This is a genomic window from Frankia sp. CeD (assembly GCF_000732115.1).
Taxonomy (GTDB): domain Bacteria; phylum Actinomycetota; class Actinomycetes; order Frankiales; family Frankiaceae; genus Frankia; species Frankia casuarinae.
On sequence record NZ_JPGU01000006.1, the window covers coordinates 116,441 to 132,479 of the forward strand.

Consider the following 16,039-nt stretch of genomic DNA (forward strand, 5'->3'; position numbering starts at 1 on the left):
CCGGGGTCCCGCGTTTCTTCTTTCACCGCCCTCTTTCGGACCGCCCGCCGACTACCATCCGTAACTCTCACGCAGAGCGACCGATCGTTGCGCGGAAAGGCTCAATGACTGATCCGTCCAGACGTGCCCGGCGGGAGACGATCCGAGCCGAGCACGCGGCCGAGGATGCCGAAGCCGCCGAGGCGGAGGCGGTGGAGTCCGAGCAGGCCGTCCCCGGTACGGGTGCCCACATCGTCGGCGGACGGGCTGCGCGTCCGCGAGGCGGCGGCAGGTCAATGATCGCCTTCGGCGAGTTCGTCGACGCCGAGCTCGGCCAGCAGCGTGGAACGCAGCCGGTCGAAGGCGGGGTCGGTCCGTCGCCGAGGGGACGCCACATCGACTGGAACGTCGAGGGAGAGCCGTCCCTCGGTGAGGACAAGCACCCGCTCCGCGAGCAGGATCGCCTCGTCAACGTCGTGCGTGACGAACAGTACCGCCGGCCGGTGGCGACGGCACAGCTGCTGGAGCAGGGCGTGCATCCTGATCCGGGTCAGGGCGTCGAGGGCCCCGAACGGTTCGTCGAGCATGACAAGGTCCGGCTCCCGAACCAGCGCCCGGGCGAGCGCGACCCGCTGTGCCTCACCACCGGACAGCGCCACCGGCCAGGACCGTTCCCGCCCGGCCAGCCCGACCTCTGCGAGCGCCACCCGTCCGCGTTCGGCGACGTCGCGGCCGGACAGACCGATCGTCACGTTGGCCAGGGTCCGCGTCCATGGAAGCAGCCGGGCCTCCTGGAAGACGACCGAACGCTGCCGGGTGGCCAGAACCTCGCCGGAGATGCCGCCGTCGAAGCCGCCGAGGATGCGGATCAGCGTGCTCTTCCCTGACCCGCTGCGGCCCAGCAGGGCGACGAACTCCCCGGAGGCGACCGTGAGGTCGAGGCCGTCGAGGACCGTGTGATTCCCGAAGGTGCGACGCAGGCCGCGGATCCGGATGGCGGCGCCGTCGGCACCGCGGGTTTCGGCGGTTTCGGCGGTGTGCTGAGCGTCGGCGGTGTGCTGAGCGTCGGCGGTGTGCTGAGCGTCGGCGGTGTGCTGAGCGTCGGCGGTGGCCGGGCGCTCCAGGGTGGCGACGGCCGTGGCCGCCGCCGTGGTGTTGGTGTCGGTGTCGGTGCTCAGGTTCCGTCGAAGCCGCGGCGCCATGACAGCAGCGTCCTTTCCAGGATGCGGACCATTCCGTCGCTGACGAGTCCCAGGATTCCGTAGATGACCAGGCAGAGGACCATGATGTCGGTCCGATTCCAGGACTGCGCGCTGTTGAGCAGGTAGCCGATGCCCTTGTCGGTGTTGACCTGCTCGGCGAAGACCAGCAGTAGCCAGGCGACTCCCAGAGCCCAGCGCAGACCGACGAGGAAGCCCGGGAGCGCGCCGGGAACGATGACTCGCCGGATGAGCCCGAACCGGCCGAGGCCGAAGGTCTGGCCGGCCTCCACCAGTTTGATGTCGACCCCGCGGATGGCGGAGTAGGTGTTCATATAGATGGGGAAGGAGACCCCCACGGTAATCAGGAATATTTTTGCTTCCTCGCCGATGCCGATCCATACGATGATGAGCGGCAGCAACGCGATGACGGGGATCGTCCGTAGGAAGTTCATCGCGGAGTCGACGACGTCCTGGCCGGCGCGGAAGAAACCGGCGATCACCGCGAGAGTCAGCCCGATGGTGACTCCGAGGATCAGGCCGACCCCGCACCGGTAGAGCGAGATGCCGAGGCTGTCCAGCAGCTCGCCGCTGTTCCACAGCTCCCGTCCCGCGCCGAACACCGCGGCCGGGGAGGCCAAGGACTGGTCGCTGACGAGGCCGAATCCCGTGACCGTCCACCAGGCGGCGAACAACAGCGCGGGACCGGTGAACCGGCGGACCTCCGGCGGAATCCACCGGCGCCCGCCGGAGCCGCGCGGCCCGGCCTCGGTCCGGCCGTCAGCGATGACGCCGTCGGGTAAGATGAGTTCGTTCACGTTTATCATCCCCTCGGATGGAACGTCCCGGTGCCCTGAGGTTCAGGTGGCCAGCGAGGCCTTGGTGAACGCGGCGGTCAGCTCGGCATTGAAACCCTTGTCGATCTCGTNGTTGACGTTCAGGGTCTTCGGCAGTTGGTCGACGTCGATCAGCAGTCGGGCCTGCACGCGCTGGCTCTCGATGAAGCTTTCGGAGACCGGCTTGTAGAGTGCCCGCGGCAGCGAGTCGAAGTACTTCCTCGCCGTCTGCGGGTTCTGCTTGAGCTGGCCCACGTAGTACTTCTTGATCCACTCGTCCTCATGGGCCTTCGGCCAGGCGGATGCCCGGGACAGGCGGATCAGGAAGTCCTGCACCGCCGTGCGCTTCGCCGGATCCTTGAGGGTGTTCTTCGATGCCAGCACGACCGAGAAGACCGGGAGCGGCTTGGTCTCGATCTCATAGGAACCGGGAGCCTGCTGGCCGACCGCGGCGACGTACTGCTTGGCGTACACGATGGCGTCGACCCGACCGGAGGCGAGTGTCGCTCCGAGGCTCGTGATGGGCACGTTCACCGGGGTGATGTCGCTCTGCTTCAGACCGGCGGACGCGAGCTGGTTGAGCAGATAACCGTGCAGGGAGGTACCGAGGGTGAGGGCGATGCGCCTGCCCTTGAGGTCGGCTGGCTTGTGAATCCCGGAGCCGGCCTTGACGATGATCGTCTGGGTGTTCACCGGGTTCTCCGCGACAGCGACCGCGGTCACGCCGGCGTGCGCCCCGTTCGCGAACAGTACCGGTGTATCGCCCATGAAGCCCACGTCGATCTTGCTCGCGCTGAACGCGGCGTTCATGTGCGGACCGTCGGCGAAGGTGTTCCAGCTCAACCCGTAGGAAGTGCCCCGCGCCTCGCCGGAGAGCGTGAGCGGCAGTTCCAAATACTTGCCCTGGTCGCCGATCCGCAGCGTCACCTGGCCACCCGTAGCGGCCGAACCCGCGCTGCCGCTGCCGCCGTCGTTCCCACAGGCGGCCAGGGTCACCGCGACGGCTGCGGCAAGTCCGGCGGCCAGGAGGGAAAGACGCCGCCCGCGCGGTCGTCGATGCTGCATCGGAAATCTCCCTATCGGGTCGTTCGGTCGTGATCCGGCGGACAGACGGTGGCCGTTCGGGGTGGCTTGTCGTTCGAGGTGGATCGTTGGTCGGGGTGCCGACAGCCGCGAGGGACTTGGCCCTCGCGGCTGTCAGCGGATTGCCGGCTCCGGTATTCGTGGTGTCCGCGGATATCGGCGGACAGCGGATCAGGAGCCGAGGAACGGTTCCCCGGCGACCAGTTCGGATTCCTTGCCGTCGACGCCGACCGGAATGTCGCCCTCGATGGTCACCCGGTACAGCACCCGGTCGAAGTCGAGGTGGCCCAGGTCCGACGGGCCGAGGTGGGAGGTCGCGCGGTTGTCCCAGAAGGCGATGTCACCGGGGTTCCACTTGAACCGCACCGTGAACTCGGGCCGGGAGATCTGCTCGTAGAACAGGTCGAGGATCCGGCGGCTCTGTTTCGGCGAGAAACCGATGATCTCGCTGTCCTTGGAGGTGAAGCTCGGGCTGACGAACAGCGCCCGCTCGCCGGTCTCCGGATGGACGCGCACCACCGGGTGGATCGCGACCAGCGGGTTTGCGGCGACCTTCCGCCCGTACTCGCTCTCGCTGGGGAAGTTTCCGAAGCTATGCCGGGCGCGCAGGCCGTTGGCCAGGTCCCGAAGCTGCTCGGGCAGCTCCTGGTAGGCGGCGACCAGGTTGGTCCACGCAGTGTCGCCGCCGTATGGCGGGACGATGCCGGCCCGCAGGATCGACGCGGCGGGCGGGNTCACCAGCGCGGNGACGTCGGNGTGCCAGCCATTGTCGTAGGTGACCTTCTTCTTCGTTCCGAAGAACCTGGCGTACCGCCGGCTGTCGATCGGCAGGATCTCCGGGAAGCCCGCCGGCGGCGCGTCCTCGTGCGGGTGGGCCGGGGTCAGCTTGCNGAAGCGTCGGCCGAAGGCGACCTGCTGGGCGTGGTCGATGTTCTGGCCGGGGAAGAAGACAACCTTCCACTGGTGCAGCGTGGAGCGGATCTCGGCGATGGTCGCGTCGTCCAGGTCCTCGCGCAGGTCCACTCCGTGAATCTCGGCCCCGATATAGCCGGAAAGCGGGCGGACGTCGAGTCCCAGAAGAGGGGTCGTGGTTGTCATCCTGTGTTCCTCCAGAGGTTGGGAAAAGATGCGAAGACGGCGGGGAGGGCAGCCGGAATTCCGGGTGACGGACCGGTGGGACGCGTTCTCGGGGAGTGCCGGGAACGCCTGCGCTATCGTGATCGGCACTATTGCGATCGACTACGGATTCTGTCGCGACGGACAGCGGAACGTGACGCCGGGCGGCAATATCGGCGACAACGAGCGCTGGCTGCGGGAAATCTTCCCGTACCGCCGTTCCTGGAGTCGCTCACCGGTCAATCTTCGGTCTCGCCCTTCCGGGCCGTCAACGTTTTGTGTTCTGGTGGAATTAATACCTCCGGCGGGCGGCTGCGGCGACTGTCGGTGTCCGTGATGGTGTCCGTGATGGTGTCCGCGACGGCATCGGGGCGGGCAGCGGGACGGGCAGACTGTGCGGGCGGCGGTGGACCGCGTCGAGGACGGTCGCTCCCGCCGCGACGGCCAGCACGTTCATGCCGAAGCTGCTCGGCAGCACCATCCGCTCGGGATCGGTGCACACACGTGAGTGCGCGGCGATCTCCTCGTGCAGGTCGACCAACAGATCCGGCAGGCAGAGCGCGGCGGCCTCGGTGAGAACGACGATTTCCGGGTCCATCATGTCCACGAGCAGGCTGATCATCCGACCCACCAGCCGGAGCCTGGCGCGCAACAGCGACAGCGCGCGCGGGTCGCCGGCGAGCCCGGCGTGCAGCAGCACCTGCAGGTCCGGACGGGAGATGATCCCGTCCTGGGTCGCCCGCAGCAGCATGGTCCGTTCCGACAGCGCCGCCTGCGCGCAGCCCGACCGGCCGCAGCGGCACGGGACGTCGCTGTCGGCGAGCCGCAGGTGAGCGATGCCGCCCGCAGCGGAATGCGGTCCGATGTGCACCGATCCGTCGGTGGCGAACGCGGCGTCGACCACGTTGCCGACGAACAGCTGCAGCAGGCTGCGCCGGGCGCGCGGGTCGCCGAAGAGGATCTCCGCCTGGGCCAGGGCGCGGGCGTGCCCGTCGACGTGCACCGGCATGCCCATGGCCGCCGCCAGCACCTCCCGGACCGGCACGTCATGCCAGTCCAGGGGCTCGTGTTCGATCACCACGCCGAGGTCGGGGTCGACCCGGCCGCCGGTGACGACGCCGAGGCCGAGGACACGGTTGCCCTGGGCGCGCCGGGCGAGGAAGTCGGGCAGATGTCGGGCGATCATCCGAAGGACGTCCGCCGGGCCCCCCTCCCGCGGCAACTGCTCCCGCGTCACCACCTGTCCACGCAGGTCGACAAGGCTGAAGGTGACGAACGGGACGGCGATGTGCACCCCGCAGGCCAGATGAAGGTCGGTGTCCACGTCCAGGGGCACGTGCGGCCGCCCGGCCCGGGGAGCCAGCGAGGAGGCGGGAAGCTCTCGGAGCAGACCCAGGGAGATCAGCCCGGCTGTCTGCCGGGAGACCGCCGCCGGGCTGAGCCCTGTTGCCCTCCCGATGGCGGTGCGGGCGACCGGACCGTGGTCGAGGACCGCCCGCAGGATCGCCGCCGCGGAGCCCGCGGGGCCGCCCGGGGCACCGTAACCACTGGGGGCGCCGGAGCCGCCGGAGCCGCCGGAGCCGCCTGGGCTGCCTGGGCCGCCGGCAGTGGTTCTCCCGGCTCCAAGCCTGGAGACGACCCCCGCCGCGGCCCGCGGCCTTCCCTGCGCCGGCAGCGTTTCCCGCGCCGACATCTTGTCGCGTACTGGCGCCTTGTCGCGTACGGGCACGGAGAACCTCCTCGCGATGCGACCACGCGGCCGACGGGGCCTCTCGTCGCCGCGCACGCGCAAGGCGTGCAAACACAGGGCAGGTGGAACGCACGGAAAAGTCAGGACCGGGGGCCCGGCTGACCACAGGGACGGTGGACCGGAGGGAGGGGCCCACCCTTCGCTGACATCAGGTCGGCGGCCGTTGGCCGGCTCGGGTACGAGGCGGCAGGTGCCGTCACCGGGCGCCGGGGGCTTACGGTGACGGATNCCAGTCGGCGGAACGGGGCCTGATGATCAGCGGGATCGATGGTAAGGGTGACAGAGCGCGCTCGCGACGCGATGAAAGTCAATGTGTGCACGGCAGACCAGAAGCGGGCGCCGGCTCATGACGCTGACAGTAGATATCATTCCGCCGCTTGTCAATAAAAAAAGTAGAGATTATCGCCTTCCACTCAGCCGACTAGGAGAATAAGCGGGGGCGCGGCGAGCACGATGATCGCCCCGAAGTAGGCGCACGGCGGCATCCACCATGGCACTTCCGGCGGGTCGAGGAGCCGGGTGATCCGCGAGATGACCGGATTGGCCGTGCCGCGCCGGGGGCCGCCGCCGACCGGTCGTGTCTGGCCGGGCGCCGCATCGCCGGGCGCCGCATCGCCGGGGTCTGGCCCGCCGGCGTCTGGGTTGCCCGGGCNGGGNGGGCNGGAATCGCGGACGCCGACCGCCGTAGGCTCGTGGGAGCCGAGTGCGGGCAGCACAGCGGCCGGAGAATCGATGATCCCCAGCGCCCCGGCGGGGACCGGTGCCCTTGCCCCGCCCAGCTGGGCCAAGGCCCGCGCGAGCGATCGGCGGCTTGTCTGCCGGGCCGCCGCGTCNTCGGCGAGCATCTCGACGAGGAGCGAGACGGCCGCGGTCGCCTCCCTGGCCGGGTCCAGGAACGGGAAGGTCCGCTCCCACGCGACGAACGGCTGGATGACGAGGTCGTGACGACCGGCGACGTGGGCCGCCTCGTGGGCGAGCACGGCGTCCAGTTCGGTGGCNTCGAGGGTGTTCAGTAGCCCGCGGGAGACCACAACCCGGGCGTGCCGCACCCCCGGCACGCAGTAGGCGACCGCGACGGGATGATCGAGGATACGCAGTAGAATGCCGGCCCGGTCCCGGTGTTCGCACAGGCAGCAGCCGGTTGCGCCCCCGCCGTCGGCGGTTGTGCCAGGGTCGGTGGCCGCACCAGAGTCCGCGGCTGTGCCGGAATGATGGGACGCATGGCCGGGCGGGACGCAGGTCTCATGCCGGCGATGCCGACGGCCAGCCAGATCGACCAGGTCGCGGTGTCGGTGACGCTCGCGAAGGGTGGCGGCGCTGGAGGTGCCGAGCACCCCGAACAGCCGGGAGGCCAAGGCCGCCGCCACAGCGAGGCCGATGAGGTTGATCAGGCCCAGGCCCGTCAGCGGCGCGCCGGCCGCGATGTTGTCGAGATGGTCGACGATGGCGGTCGGGGTGTCGCCGGACAGCGGTGAGACGGTGAACGCGATCGCCGCGAGTAGCGCCGACACTCCGCCGGCCAGACCGACCGCCTGCCAGAGCACGATCGCCGCCCGTGGACATCGGTAGGGCCAGCGCGCGGCGGCCAGCAGGCGTGGGACCGGCCAGGCCAACACGCCCGCGAACAGGGCGAGAAGTGCCGCGGTCGTCATGTCCCGGCTAACGCTACCGGTGGTCGGGCGGAATCTGGGCCGTTCGATCCGGGTCGGTGGCTACCGTGACGATCTGCTCCGGGTCGTCGCGGGGCGGGTCTCCGATCGCCGGACCGCGCCGGGCCTCGGCGTGCCGGACCTCCGTGTGCGGATCCTCGGCCTGCGGATCCTCGGCGCGCGGGGCCTCTCCGCCAGGCACGAAGATGCCGGGTGCCCCGGAACCGACGGGTTCCAGGGCACGGCGAAGGATCTCGGCCTCCTCCGCGGACACCGACCCCACGAAGCGGACCAGGGCGGAACCACGATCGTCCGCCGTGCCGAGCGCCTCCATCATCGCCTCGGCCACGACGGCCTCGCGACTGTCGCTGGCCGCGTAGCGATGCGCGCGCGCCGAACGCTGACGCCGCACGAATCCCTTCCGTTCCAACCGTTCGAGCACGGTCAGCACGGTGGTGTACGCGAGATCGCGTTCATGCTGGAGACGGCCGGCGACCTCGCGGGCGGTCAGCCAGTCGTCGCTCGCCCACAACACGTCCATGACCGACCGTTCGAGGTCACCCAGGCGCGCCATGGTGCCAATCCTACGTGGCGTAGAACATTCGTGGAACCGAACGGGGTGCTTCGTTGAGGCCTGTTGCGTCACAGCCACGCGGCAACGGTGCCGGCCGTCGGGGAGGAACCGGGGAGGAACCGGCCTTCCAGCCCCCGATCTGCCTCCCGGCTCCCGATCGGCGCCCGGCTCCGGACCAGTGCGAACCCGCCGGCTGACTGATCCGCCGCCGTTCACGCGGCCCGAATTCCTTTACAAGGAAACATCTTCATGACTTAGGGGACTATCTATCCGCCGAACGGGCTATCCGCCGAACGGGCTATCCATCGAACGGGCTATCCATCGAACGGGCTATCCATCGAACGGGCTATCCATCAAACAGGATGACGGCCGCAATGGAGGTATCTTTCGGTCCCGCCCCGTGCCGTCGACCGTGGCGCACGTCTCGACAGCGCCGTCGGTAGTGCCGTCGGTCTTGACCATGTCATCGAGCTCACTGCGCTTTGCTCGTCGCCAGGAGAATTGGCTACATACCGTAGAAACCTCTATGCCTCGTAGAGGATCGGTTGGCTCTCGGCCGATTTTTCCCCTCGCGGCCCACCGAAGGAGCTGTGCGCATGGTTCTCGCCGCTGATGCCGTCGACCTTGCCCGCGCCCAGACAGCGTTCTCCCTCGCGTTTCACATCTGTTTCGCCGTGTTCGGGGTCGGCATGCCGTGGCTGCTGATCTACACCGAGGGGCGTTGGGTGCGGACCGGTGACGAGACCTGGCTGGCGCTCACGAAGAAGTGGTCGCGGGCATTCGCCGTGCTGTTCGCGGTCGGGGCCGTCTCGGGAACGGTGCTCTCGTTCGAGTTCGGCCTGCTCTGGCCCGCGTTCATGTCGAAGTACGGCAGTGCGCTCGGACTGTCGTTCTCCCTGGAGGGCTTCGCGTTCTTCACCNAGGCGATCTTTGTCGGGATGTACCTGTACGGCTGGAAGCGCTTGTCGCCGCGCGCGCACTGGCTCACGCTATGGCCGATCGCGATCTCCGGCACCCTGTCGACGTTGTTCATCATCACGGTGAACGCCTGGATGAACGTGCCACGGGGGATCACCGAGGTGAACGGCAAGGTCGTCGCCGCCGAGCCGTTCGCGCCCTTTCTGAGCCCGGGGACTCCGCCCCAGGTGGTCCACATGCTGCTGGCCGCGCTGATGTGCACCGGCGGGGCCGTCTCCAGCATTTACGCGGTCGGCATGCTGCGCGGTCGCCGGGACGCCTACCACCAGCGCGGGCTGCGGATCGGCCTGGCGGNGGNGNTGGTCTGTGCGCCGCTTCAGCTGATCGTGGGGGACTGGGCGGCCCGGATCGCCGGGGCCAACCAGCCGTTCAAGCTGGCCGCGATGGAAGGGCTTTACCACACCAGGTCGCACGCGCCGCTGACCCTCGGCGGGTTCTACGACGACAAGAGCGGCGAGGTCCGCTACGGGCTGGAGATCCCCGGTCTGCTCTCGCTGATGGAGGGATTCAGTACAGATCACGTGATCACCGGTCTGGACGCCGCGCCGCCGGACGAGCGCCCGAACGGCCTGCTGGTGCACGGGTCGTTCGCGACGATGGTCGGGTTCGGTTCCGCGCTGATCGGACTGTCCGCTCTGACTGGTGCCGCCGTCGTCCGCCGGCGCCGTCGCGGCGAGAAGACGCTGCTGCCCACCGGACGGCCGTGGCTGTTCGCCGCGGCGGCCACGGGACCGGCGTCCGCGCTGTCGATGATGGCCGGCTGGGAGGTCACCGAGGGTGGTCGTCAACCGTGGATCGTGGGCGGTCACATGCGGGTTCACGACGCGGTGACGGGCGCCGACGGGGTCGCGCCGATGTTCGCCGGCTCCCTGGTCTTGTACCTGGGGCTCGCGGGTGCGCTGATCCTCATCCTGCGCCGGATGGCCACCGGCGGCCCGGCCGTCGCGGAGATCCGGTCCGGGCGGCCCGCCGCGGGCGTCCACCGCACGGCCGTCCACGGCGCGGGGCAGGCGAGCCCGGCCAGGCCCGGACGGACAACCGATTCCGATTCGCCATCCATCCCGAAGCCGCGACCCGAACCGGCGGCGGTTGAACCGGCGGCGGTTGAACCGGCGGTTGAACCGCCGGTCGAACTGCCGGTCGAACTGCCGGTCGAACCGCCGGTGGCCGGCAGGCGGCGCACCGGCGGCGGTCCCGAGGGATCCCGCGGTTCGGCGCACCCGGGTGAGACAACGGGAACGGGATCCGACGGCACCACCGGTTTCGGCGGGCGGGGAGAAGACTGATGACCAGCGCTGACCTCCTTCTGATCATCATGGTGGTAGGGCTCACCGCCTACGCGCTGCTCGGTGGCGCGGACTTTGGTGGCGGGGTGTGGGACCTACTGGCACGCGGACGGCACGCCGGCGACCAGCGGAAACTGATCTCGGCGTCACTCGGCCCGGTGTGGGAGGCCAACCATGTCTGGCTGATCTTCATCGTGGTGGCGATGTTCAGCGGGTTTCCCGAGGCCTACGGGGTGATCGGCTCCTCTCTGGAGGTGCCGCTGTCCGTGGCCCTCGTCGGCATCGTGCTGCGTGGCGCCGCGTACGTGTACCGGTCCTACGGGGCGGGTGGGGCCGGTCCCGACCACTGGTGGGGGCACGTCTTCGCGGTCTCCTCGACGATCGCCCCGTTCGCGCTCGGGGTGGCCGGTGCGGCTCTGGCCAGCGGTGATCTGTCGACCGACGACCCGTTCGCGCCGGTGCGCAGCCCGTTCGGGCTCGTCTGCGGGGCCTTCGCGGTCGCCGCGACGGCCTTCCTCGCCGCCGTCTACCTCTGCCGGGACGCCGCCTCTTCCCCGGCCACCGCGCACCTGGTGGCCGACTTCCGCCGGCGGGCCATCGGCGGCGCCGTGCTCTGCGGTGCACTCGCCGCGATCCTGCTGCCCCTGCTGTGGGCGGACGCCCCGCAGGTCGCCGGCCGGTTCAGGGACCGCTCGCTTCCCCTGGTAGCCCTGTCCACCCTCGGCGGGATCGGCGCCCTCGTCGCGCTCTGGCGCGAGCAGTTCGGTGCCGCCCGCATCGCGGCCGGTCTCGCCGTCGGCGCGATGCTCTGGGGCTGGGCGGTGGCCCAGTACCCGGACCTGGTGGTCGGGCAGGCCACGGTGGACACGGCCGCGGCGCCGACGACGAACATCCGGGCCATGCTGTTCGCCATCGCCGGCGGTCTGGTGGTGCTTGTGCCGTCCCTGATGATGCTGTTCCGGCTGTTCTCCCGGCCGGAACCGGCGGAGTGATCGGGCCGGTGCAGTGATCGGGCCGGTGCAGTGATCGGGCCGGTGCAGTGATCGGGCTGGTGCAGTGATCGGGCTGGTGCAGTGATCGGGCCGGTGCAGTGATCGGGCCGGCCCGCCGCGGCGGTGGGCTACGGTCATCGCGTGACCTCTGCCCCCGCTCAGGCGCCGGTCATCGCGGGTGAGTCGCTCACCCGCCGGCAGCTCGTCGTCGAGGTCTGGCTCGTGCTCGGGGTCTCCTTCGCCACCTCGGCGCTGTTCGCGGTCATCCGCTACGTCGGGGTGCTGACCCGGCCGGGCCCCGTCCGTTCCCAGGTGGCCCGGCTGAACACCTCGGCGGCGCCGGGACGGCCTTGGCTCGACCTTGCGCTCCAACTCGCCGACCTGGTCACCGGGCTGGTGCCAGCGCTGCTCGCCGTATACCTGCTGACGAGGCACGGAGGCGGACCGCGGGCGATCGGCCTGGACGGTCGGCACACCGGTCGCGACGCCGGCCGGGGAGCGGCGATCGCGGCCGGGGTCGGCGGGCTCGGCCTGGGCCTCTACCTGCTGGCGTGGCACAGCGGGGCGAACCTCACCGTCGCGCCCTCGGGCCTGCCGGACGTGTGGTGGCGTGTACCGGTCCTGGTCCTCAGCGCGGCGCAGAACGGCCTCGCCGAGGAGGTCATCGTCACCGGGTACCTGCTGGTGCGGCTGCGTGAACTTGGTGTCGCGGCCAACCGGGCGCTGGCGGCCAGCGCCCTGCTCCGCGGTTCCTATCACCTCTACCAGGGGCTCGGTGGGTTCACCGGTAACCTCGCGATGGGCCTGCTGTTCGGCCGGATGTTCCAGCGGACCGGCCGGGTGCTGCCGCTCGTCATCGCCCACGCACTCATCGACACCGTCGCGTTCGTCGGATACGTAGCGTTGGTCGGAAAGATCTCCTGGATCCCGGCGCCGCGCTAAGGTTACGGGTGGGGAAATAGAGATCGTCTGATGGGCATACGATGCGTATCTCAACGGTGTATCGCGGAGGCGGTGGATCGTTCGAGGACGTCAACGTCGGCGGGTTCGGGGCGCCGGAAGGCCATGGGGCGCCGGAAGGCATAGCCGTCGAGTGCCTGCCGCGGTACGGCTGGTCGGGGAGGACCGATGGTCAACGGAATCCGCGAGATCGAGCGCAAGTTCTCGGTCGAACCGACCTTTGTGCTCCCGAAGTTGGGGGAGGTTGCGGGCGTCGCCACCGCGCGCACCCGCAAGACCGTCAGCCTGGAGGCCGTCTACTACGACAGCGACGATCTCCGATTGGCCCGTAACAAGATCACGATACGGCGTCGGACCGGTGGGGCGGACGCCGGATGGCACCTCAAGCTGCCCGTCCGGGTGGGGGAGCGGGACGAGCTCCAGCTCCCGCTCGACGCGGGCGTGGGCGTGGGCGTGGGGGCGGAGGGCCCGCGGTACAGCCCTCCCGCGGAGTTCGTCGATCTGGTGTCGGTCCATCTGCGCGGCGCCGAGCCGCGGCCGGTCGCCAGGCTGCGGACACTGCGGACAGCGCGCCGACTGCGGGACACGGTCGGAGTCGACCTGGCCGAGGTCGTCGATGACCAGGTCTCCGCGCAGACCCTGGGGGAGACGACGGTACTGAGCAGCTGGCGGGAGATCGAGGTCGAACTCGTCAACGGCGGGCCCGAGGNGCTCGACGAGGNCGCCGGTCTGCTCACGGCCGCGGGCGCCACCCCGGCGGCGGACTCCTCGAAGCTCGCGCGGGTCCTGGGTGAGGCGCTGGCCGCCGGCCCCGGGCCGGACGTTCCTTCGCCGCCGCGCAAGCCACGACGCGGGACGCCGGCGGGCGAGGTGGTACGGGCCTACCTGATCGAACAGGCACGTGCCCTGCTCGCGGCCGATCCGCGGGTGCGGCTCGACGAGCCCGAGGCGGTCCACAAGATGCGCGTCGCCTGCCGTCGGGCCCGCAGCACCCTGCGGACGTTCGCGCCGCTGTTCCCGCCCGAGAGAGCGCTCTTCCTGGACGGCGAGCTGCGGGACCTCGCCGGCGCGCTCTCCGGCGCCCGCGACGCCGAGGTCCAGGCCGCCTATTTCGAGACCCGCCTGGCGGAGCTGCCCACCGAGCTGGTCGCGGGGCCCGTGCGCAAGACGGTCACCGCGCACCTCGGCGCCGGCACGGCCAACGGCCGGGCGGAGGCGTTGGCCATGTTGCGCAGTGACCGGTACTTCGCGCTCGTCTCCAACCTGCTCACCCTACTGCGGGGCCCGCTCACCCCCGCGGCGGCCCGTCCGGCCGGCAAGGCCCTCCCCGATCTGCTGCTCGGCGCCGACCGGAAGCTGGCGAAGAAGGTCCGTGCCGCGAGCGCCCTGAAGGCCGGCTCGGAACGGGACGAACTGCTGCATTCCGCCCGCAAGCAGGCCAAGCGGTTACGGNACGCGGCGGAAGCCGTCGCACCGCTGTACGGGAATGACGCGGCGCGGCTGGTCGAGCAGGCCCAGATCGCGCAGGAGCTGCTCGGAACCCATCAGGACGCCACCATCGCGCGCAGGCTGCTGGGGGACTGGGGGACGGCAGCGCAGGCCCAGGGCGCCCCCACCGCGTTTACTCTGGGTGTCCTGCTGGGCCTGGAGGAGTGCCGGGCACGCATGGCGGAACGAGACTTCTTCGATGCGTGGCCCGCGATCTCGGCAGCCCGGCACCGTCGCTGGATCCGCTGACCTGAGGCCGTGCCGGGTGGGCTCTGCCGTGGTCTGACCGATTACCTCCTCCGCGTCACCCATTCGTGCGCCACATCCGGGCCATCGGGCGCACGACCATCCGCCACGGGTCGGCGCGCTCGGGAAATCCCTGTCAGCTCGACGGATTGCGGGACGGGACGGGTGGAGCTGCCGGCGGCCGGACCTGCTGCGTTGTTCTGTGACCGGGGTATGAAGTGGACTTCCTTGCCCGGAGGACTCCCGCGAAGGCCTCCGTCCGTGTAGCGTCGTCCCTGGCCGGAGTTCGGCGGTTCGCGTCTCAACCGAGGCGCGGCGGAACAACGTCAGGGGCTCTTGCAGCTTCCTGATGTTCGGCCCGGGGCCCGCGCGGTGCGGGTCCTGACTGCACCAGCAGGGAGAACGGCACGTGGCTCAGGGCACGGTGAAGTGGTTCAACTCGGAGAAGGGCTTCGGCTTCATCTCCGTGGACGGCGGCGGTTCCGACGTCTTCGTTCACTACAGCGCGATTCAGATGGACGGTTACAAGGCACTTGAGGAGGGCCAGCGGGTCGAGTTCCAGGTGACCCAGGGTCAGAAGGGTCCGCAGGCCGACGCCGTCCGCGTCGTCTGAGCCACGAGAGACTTCAACGGTCAGCCCGCCCAAGGGTCCTCCTGGGGCGGGCTGACCGCTTCTCGACTTCTCGATCAGTTCGATATCCGACAGTTCGGTGGAAGGTATGTTTTTTCCGGCTGATCTCGATCGTTTTCTCGGGCCGGAAAGCGCGGGGCGTTCATCGGTTCCCGGATGGCGTGGTTCGCGGCCAAAAGCTTAACGCCTGATTAAAGGTACAGCCAATCCTGCACGAGAAGTTCGGCGATCTGCAGGGTGTTCAACGCGGCGCCCTTGCGCAGGTTGTCCCCGCAGAGGAACAGCGCGACCTCGTGCGGGTCGTCCGGCGACTGCCGGATTCGGCCGACCCAGGTCGGGTCCGTTCCGACGACGTCGGCCGGGGTCGGGAACTCGCCGGCTGACGGATCGTCGACGACGGCGACGCCGGGAGCGTTCAGCAGCACCGTGCGCGCCTCGTCCGCGGTCACCGGCCGGGTGAAGCGGGCGTGCACCGCGACCGCGTGCGTGGTGATGACCGGCACCCGCACACAGGTAGCCGACACCCGCAGATCCGGGATACCCAGGATCTTGCGGGACTCGTTGCGGACCTTGAACTCTTCCGAGGACCAGCCGCCGTCCTTCAGTGAACCGGCCCAGGGCACGACGTTGAGCGCCAGCGGCGCCGGGAAGGGGCCGAGGCCGTCCTCACCGATGGCCTTACGCACGTCACCGGCGGTCCGCCCCAGCTCGCGGGTGCCACCGACGACGGTGAGCTGGTCGTAGAGGGCGTCGATGCCGGCCTGCCCGGCGCCGCTCGCGGCCTGGTAGGAGGCCGCGAACATCGACTCCAGCCCAAACGCCCGGTGCAGAGCGCCGACCGCAACGATCATCGACAGGGTGGTGCAGTTCGGGTTCGCGATGATGCCCCGCGGCCGCGTGGGGATCTGGTCGGCGTTCACCTCCGGCACGACCAGCGGCACGTCGGCGTCCATCCGGAACGCGCCGGAGTTGTCGACCGCGACCGCGCCGTGGGCCGCCGCTACCGGTGCCCACCGGGCGGAGACCTCGTCGGGAACGTCGAACACGGCCACGTCCACGCCGTCGAAGACCTCCGGTGCCAGGGCCTGGACGACGACGTCCGCGCCGCGCACCCGTACCGTCCGTCCCGCGGATCGGGCCGAGGCGATCGGCCGGATCTCTCCCCAGATGCCGGGGCGTTCGTCGAGCAGCGACAGCATCACCGTGCCGACCGCGCCGGTCGCCCCCACCACTGCGAGCGTCGGTCGCCGGCCCGCCTCGTTGCTCGTCACG

Annotated in this window: 13 protein-coding genes; 5 read left to right on the forward strand and 8 right to left on the reverse strand. The window is 70.0% G+C overall.

Annotated elements, in window-relative coordinates:
* Window positions 1–272: 272 nt before the first annotated feature.
* The 7 genes from CED_RS06385 to CED_RS06415 all read right to left on the reverse strand — a co-directional run bounded on the left by CED_RS06385 (window position 273) and on the right by CED_RS06415 (window position 8,186).
* The gene (locus tag CED_RS06385) at window positions 273–1,181 is read right to left on the reverse strand and encodes an ABC transporter ATP-binding protein (protein ID WP_035909154.1); all 909 of its coding nucleotides are present in this window, start codon (window positions 1,179–1,181) and stop codon (window positions 273–275) included.
* Window positions 1,154–1,996, reverse strand: coding sequence for an ABC transporter permease (locus CED_RS06390; protein WP_011434718.1), 843 nt, complete (start codon window positions 1,994–1,996; stop codon window positions 1,154–1,156). Before CED_RS06390 ends, CED_RS06385 begins: the two co-directional genes overlap by 28 nt.
* Before the next feature lie 42 nt (window positions 1,997–2,038).
* Window positions 2,039–3,079, reverse strand: a complete 1,041-nt coding sequence (locus CED_RS06395; RefSeq protein ID WP_035909156.1) for an ABC transporter substrate-binding protein — start codon at window positions 3,077–3,079, stop codon at window positions 2,039–2,041.
* Window positions 3,080–3,268: 189 nt separating this feature from the next.
* A complete protein-coding gene (locus CED_RS06400) occupies window positions 3,269–4,195 on the reverse strand; it encodes a TauD/TfdA family dioxygenase (protein WP_035909157.1) in 927 nt (308 codons plus the stop codon).
* Between the two features lie 310 nt (window positions 4,196–4,505).
* The gene (locus CED_RS06405; protein ID WP_369807797.1) at window positions 4,506–5,942 is read right to left on the reverse strand and encodes an ROK family transcriptional regulator; all 1,437 of its coding nucleotides are present in this window, start codon (window positions 5,940–5,942) and stop codon (window positions 4,506–4,508) included.
* A 434-nt stretch (window positions 5,943–6,376) separates the two neighbouring features.
* Window positions 6,377–7,615: a M56 family metallopeptidase gene (locus tag CED_RS06410; RefSeq protein WP_035909159.1), complete on the reverse strand. Its 1,239-nt coding sequence runs from the start codon at window positions 7,613–7,615 to the stop codon at window positions 6,377–6,379.
* Window positions 7,616–7,628: 13 nt separating this feature from the next.
* Window positions 7,629–8,186, reverse strand: coding sequence for a BlaI/MecI/CopY family transcriptional regulator (locus tag CED_RS06415; RefSeq protein ID WP_023840127.1), 558 nt, complete (start codon window positions 8,184–8,186; stop codon window positions 7,629–7,631).
* A gap of 596 nt (window positions 8,187–8,782) precedes the next feature.
* On the opposite strand from CED_RS06415, the gene CED_RS06420 reads away from it, so the two are divergent.
* From CED_RS06420 to CED_RS06440, 5 genes are all read left to right on the forward strand, one after another.
* Complete coding sequence (locus CED_RS06420) at window positions 8,783–10,450, forward strand: cytochrome ubiquinol oxidase subunit I (RefSeq protein WP_035909160.1); 1,668 nt, start codon at window positions 8,783–8,785, stop codon at window positions 10,448–10,450.
* The gene (locus CED_RS06425) at window positions 10,450–11,442 is read left to right on the forward strand and encodes a cytochrome d ubiquinol oxidase subunit II (protein WP_011434725.1); all 993 of its coding nucleotides are present in this window, start codon (window positions 10,450–10,452) and stop codon (window positions 11,440–11,442) included. Before CED_RS06420 ends, CED_RS06425 begins: the two co-directional genes overlap by 1 nt.
* A gap of 141 nt (window positions 11,443–11,583) precedes the next feature.
* On the forward strand, window positions 11,584–12,384 hold the full coding sequence (locus CED_RS06430; RefSeq protein ID WP_232234979.1) for a CPBP family intramembrane glutamic endopeptidase: 801 nt from the start codon (window positions 11,584–11,586) through the stop codon (window positions 12,382–12,384).
* 186 nt (window positions 12,385–12,570) lie between these two features.
* Window positions 12,571–14,139: a CYTH and CHAD domain-containing protein gene (locus CED_RS06435; RefSeq protein WP_035909163.1), complete on the forward strand. Its 1,569-nt coding sequence runs from the start codon at window positions 12,571–12,573 to the stop codon at window positions 14,137–14,139.
* Between the two features lie 406 nt (window positions 14,140–14,545).
* The gene (locus tag CED_RS06440; protein ID WP_009740954.1) at window positions 14,546–14,749 is read left to right on the forward strand and encodes a cold-shock protein; all 204 of its coding nucleotides are present in this window, start codon (window positions 14,546–14,548) and stop codon (window positions 14,747–14,749) included.
* Between the two features lie 209 nt (window positions 14,750–14,958).
* Here the strand turns inward: CED_RS06440 and CED_RS06445 are convergent, their stop codons facing one another.
* Window positions 14,959–16,038, reverse strand: a complete 1,080-nt coding sequence (locus CED_RS06445; RefSeq protein WP_011434728.1) for an aspartate-semialdehyde dehydrogenase — start codon at window positions 16,036–16,038, stop codon at window positions 14,959–14,961.
* Between the last annotated feature and the right edge of the window lies 1 nt (window position 16,039).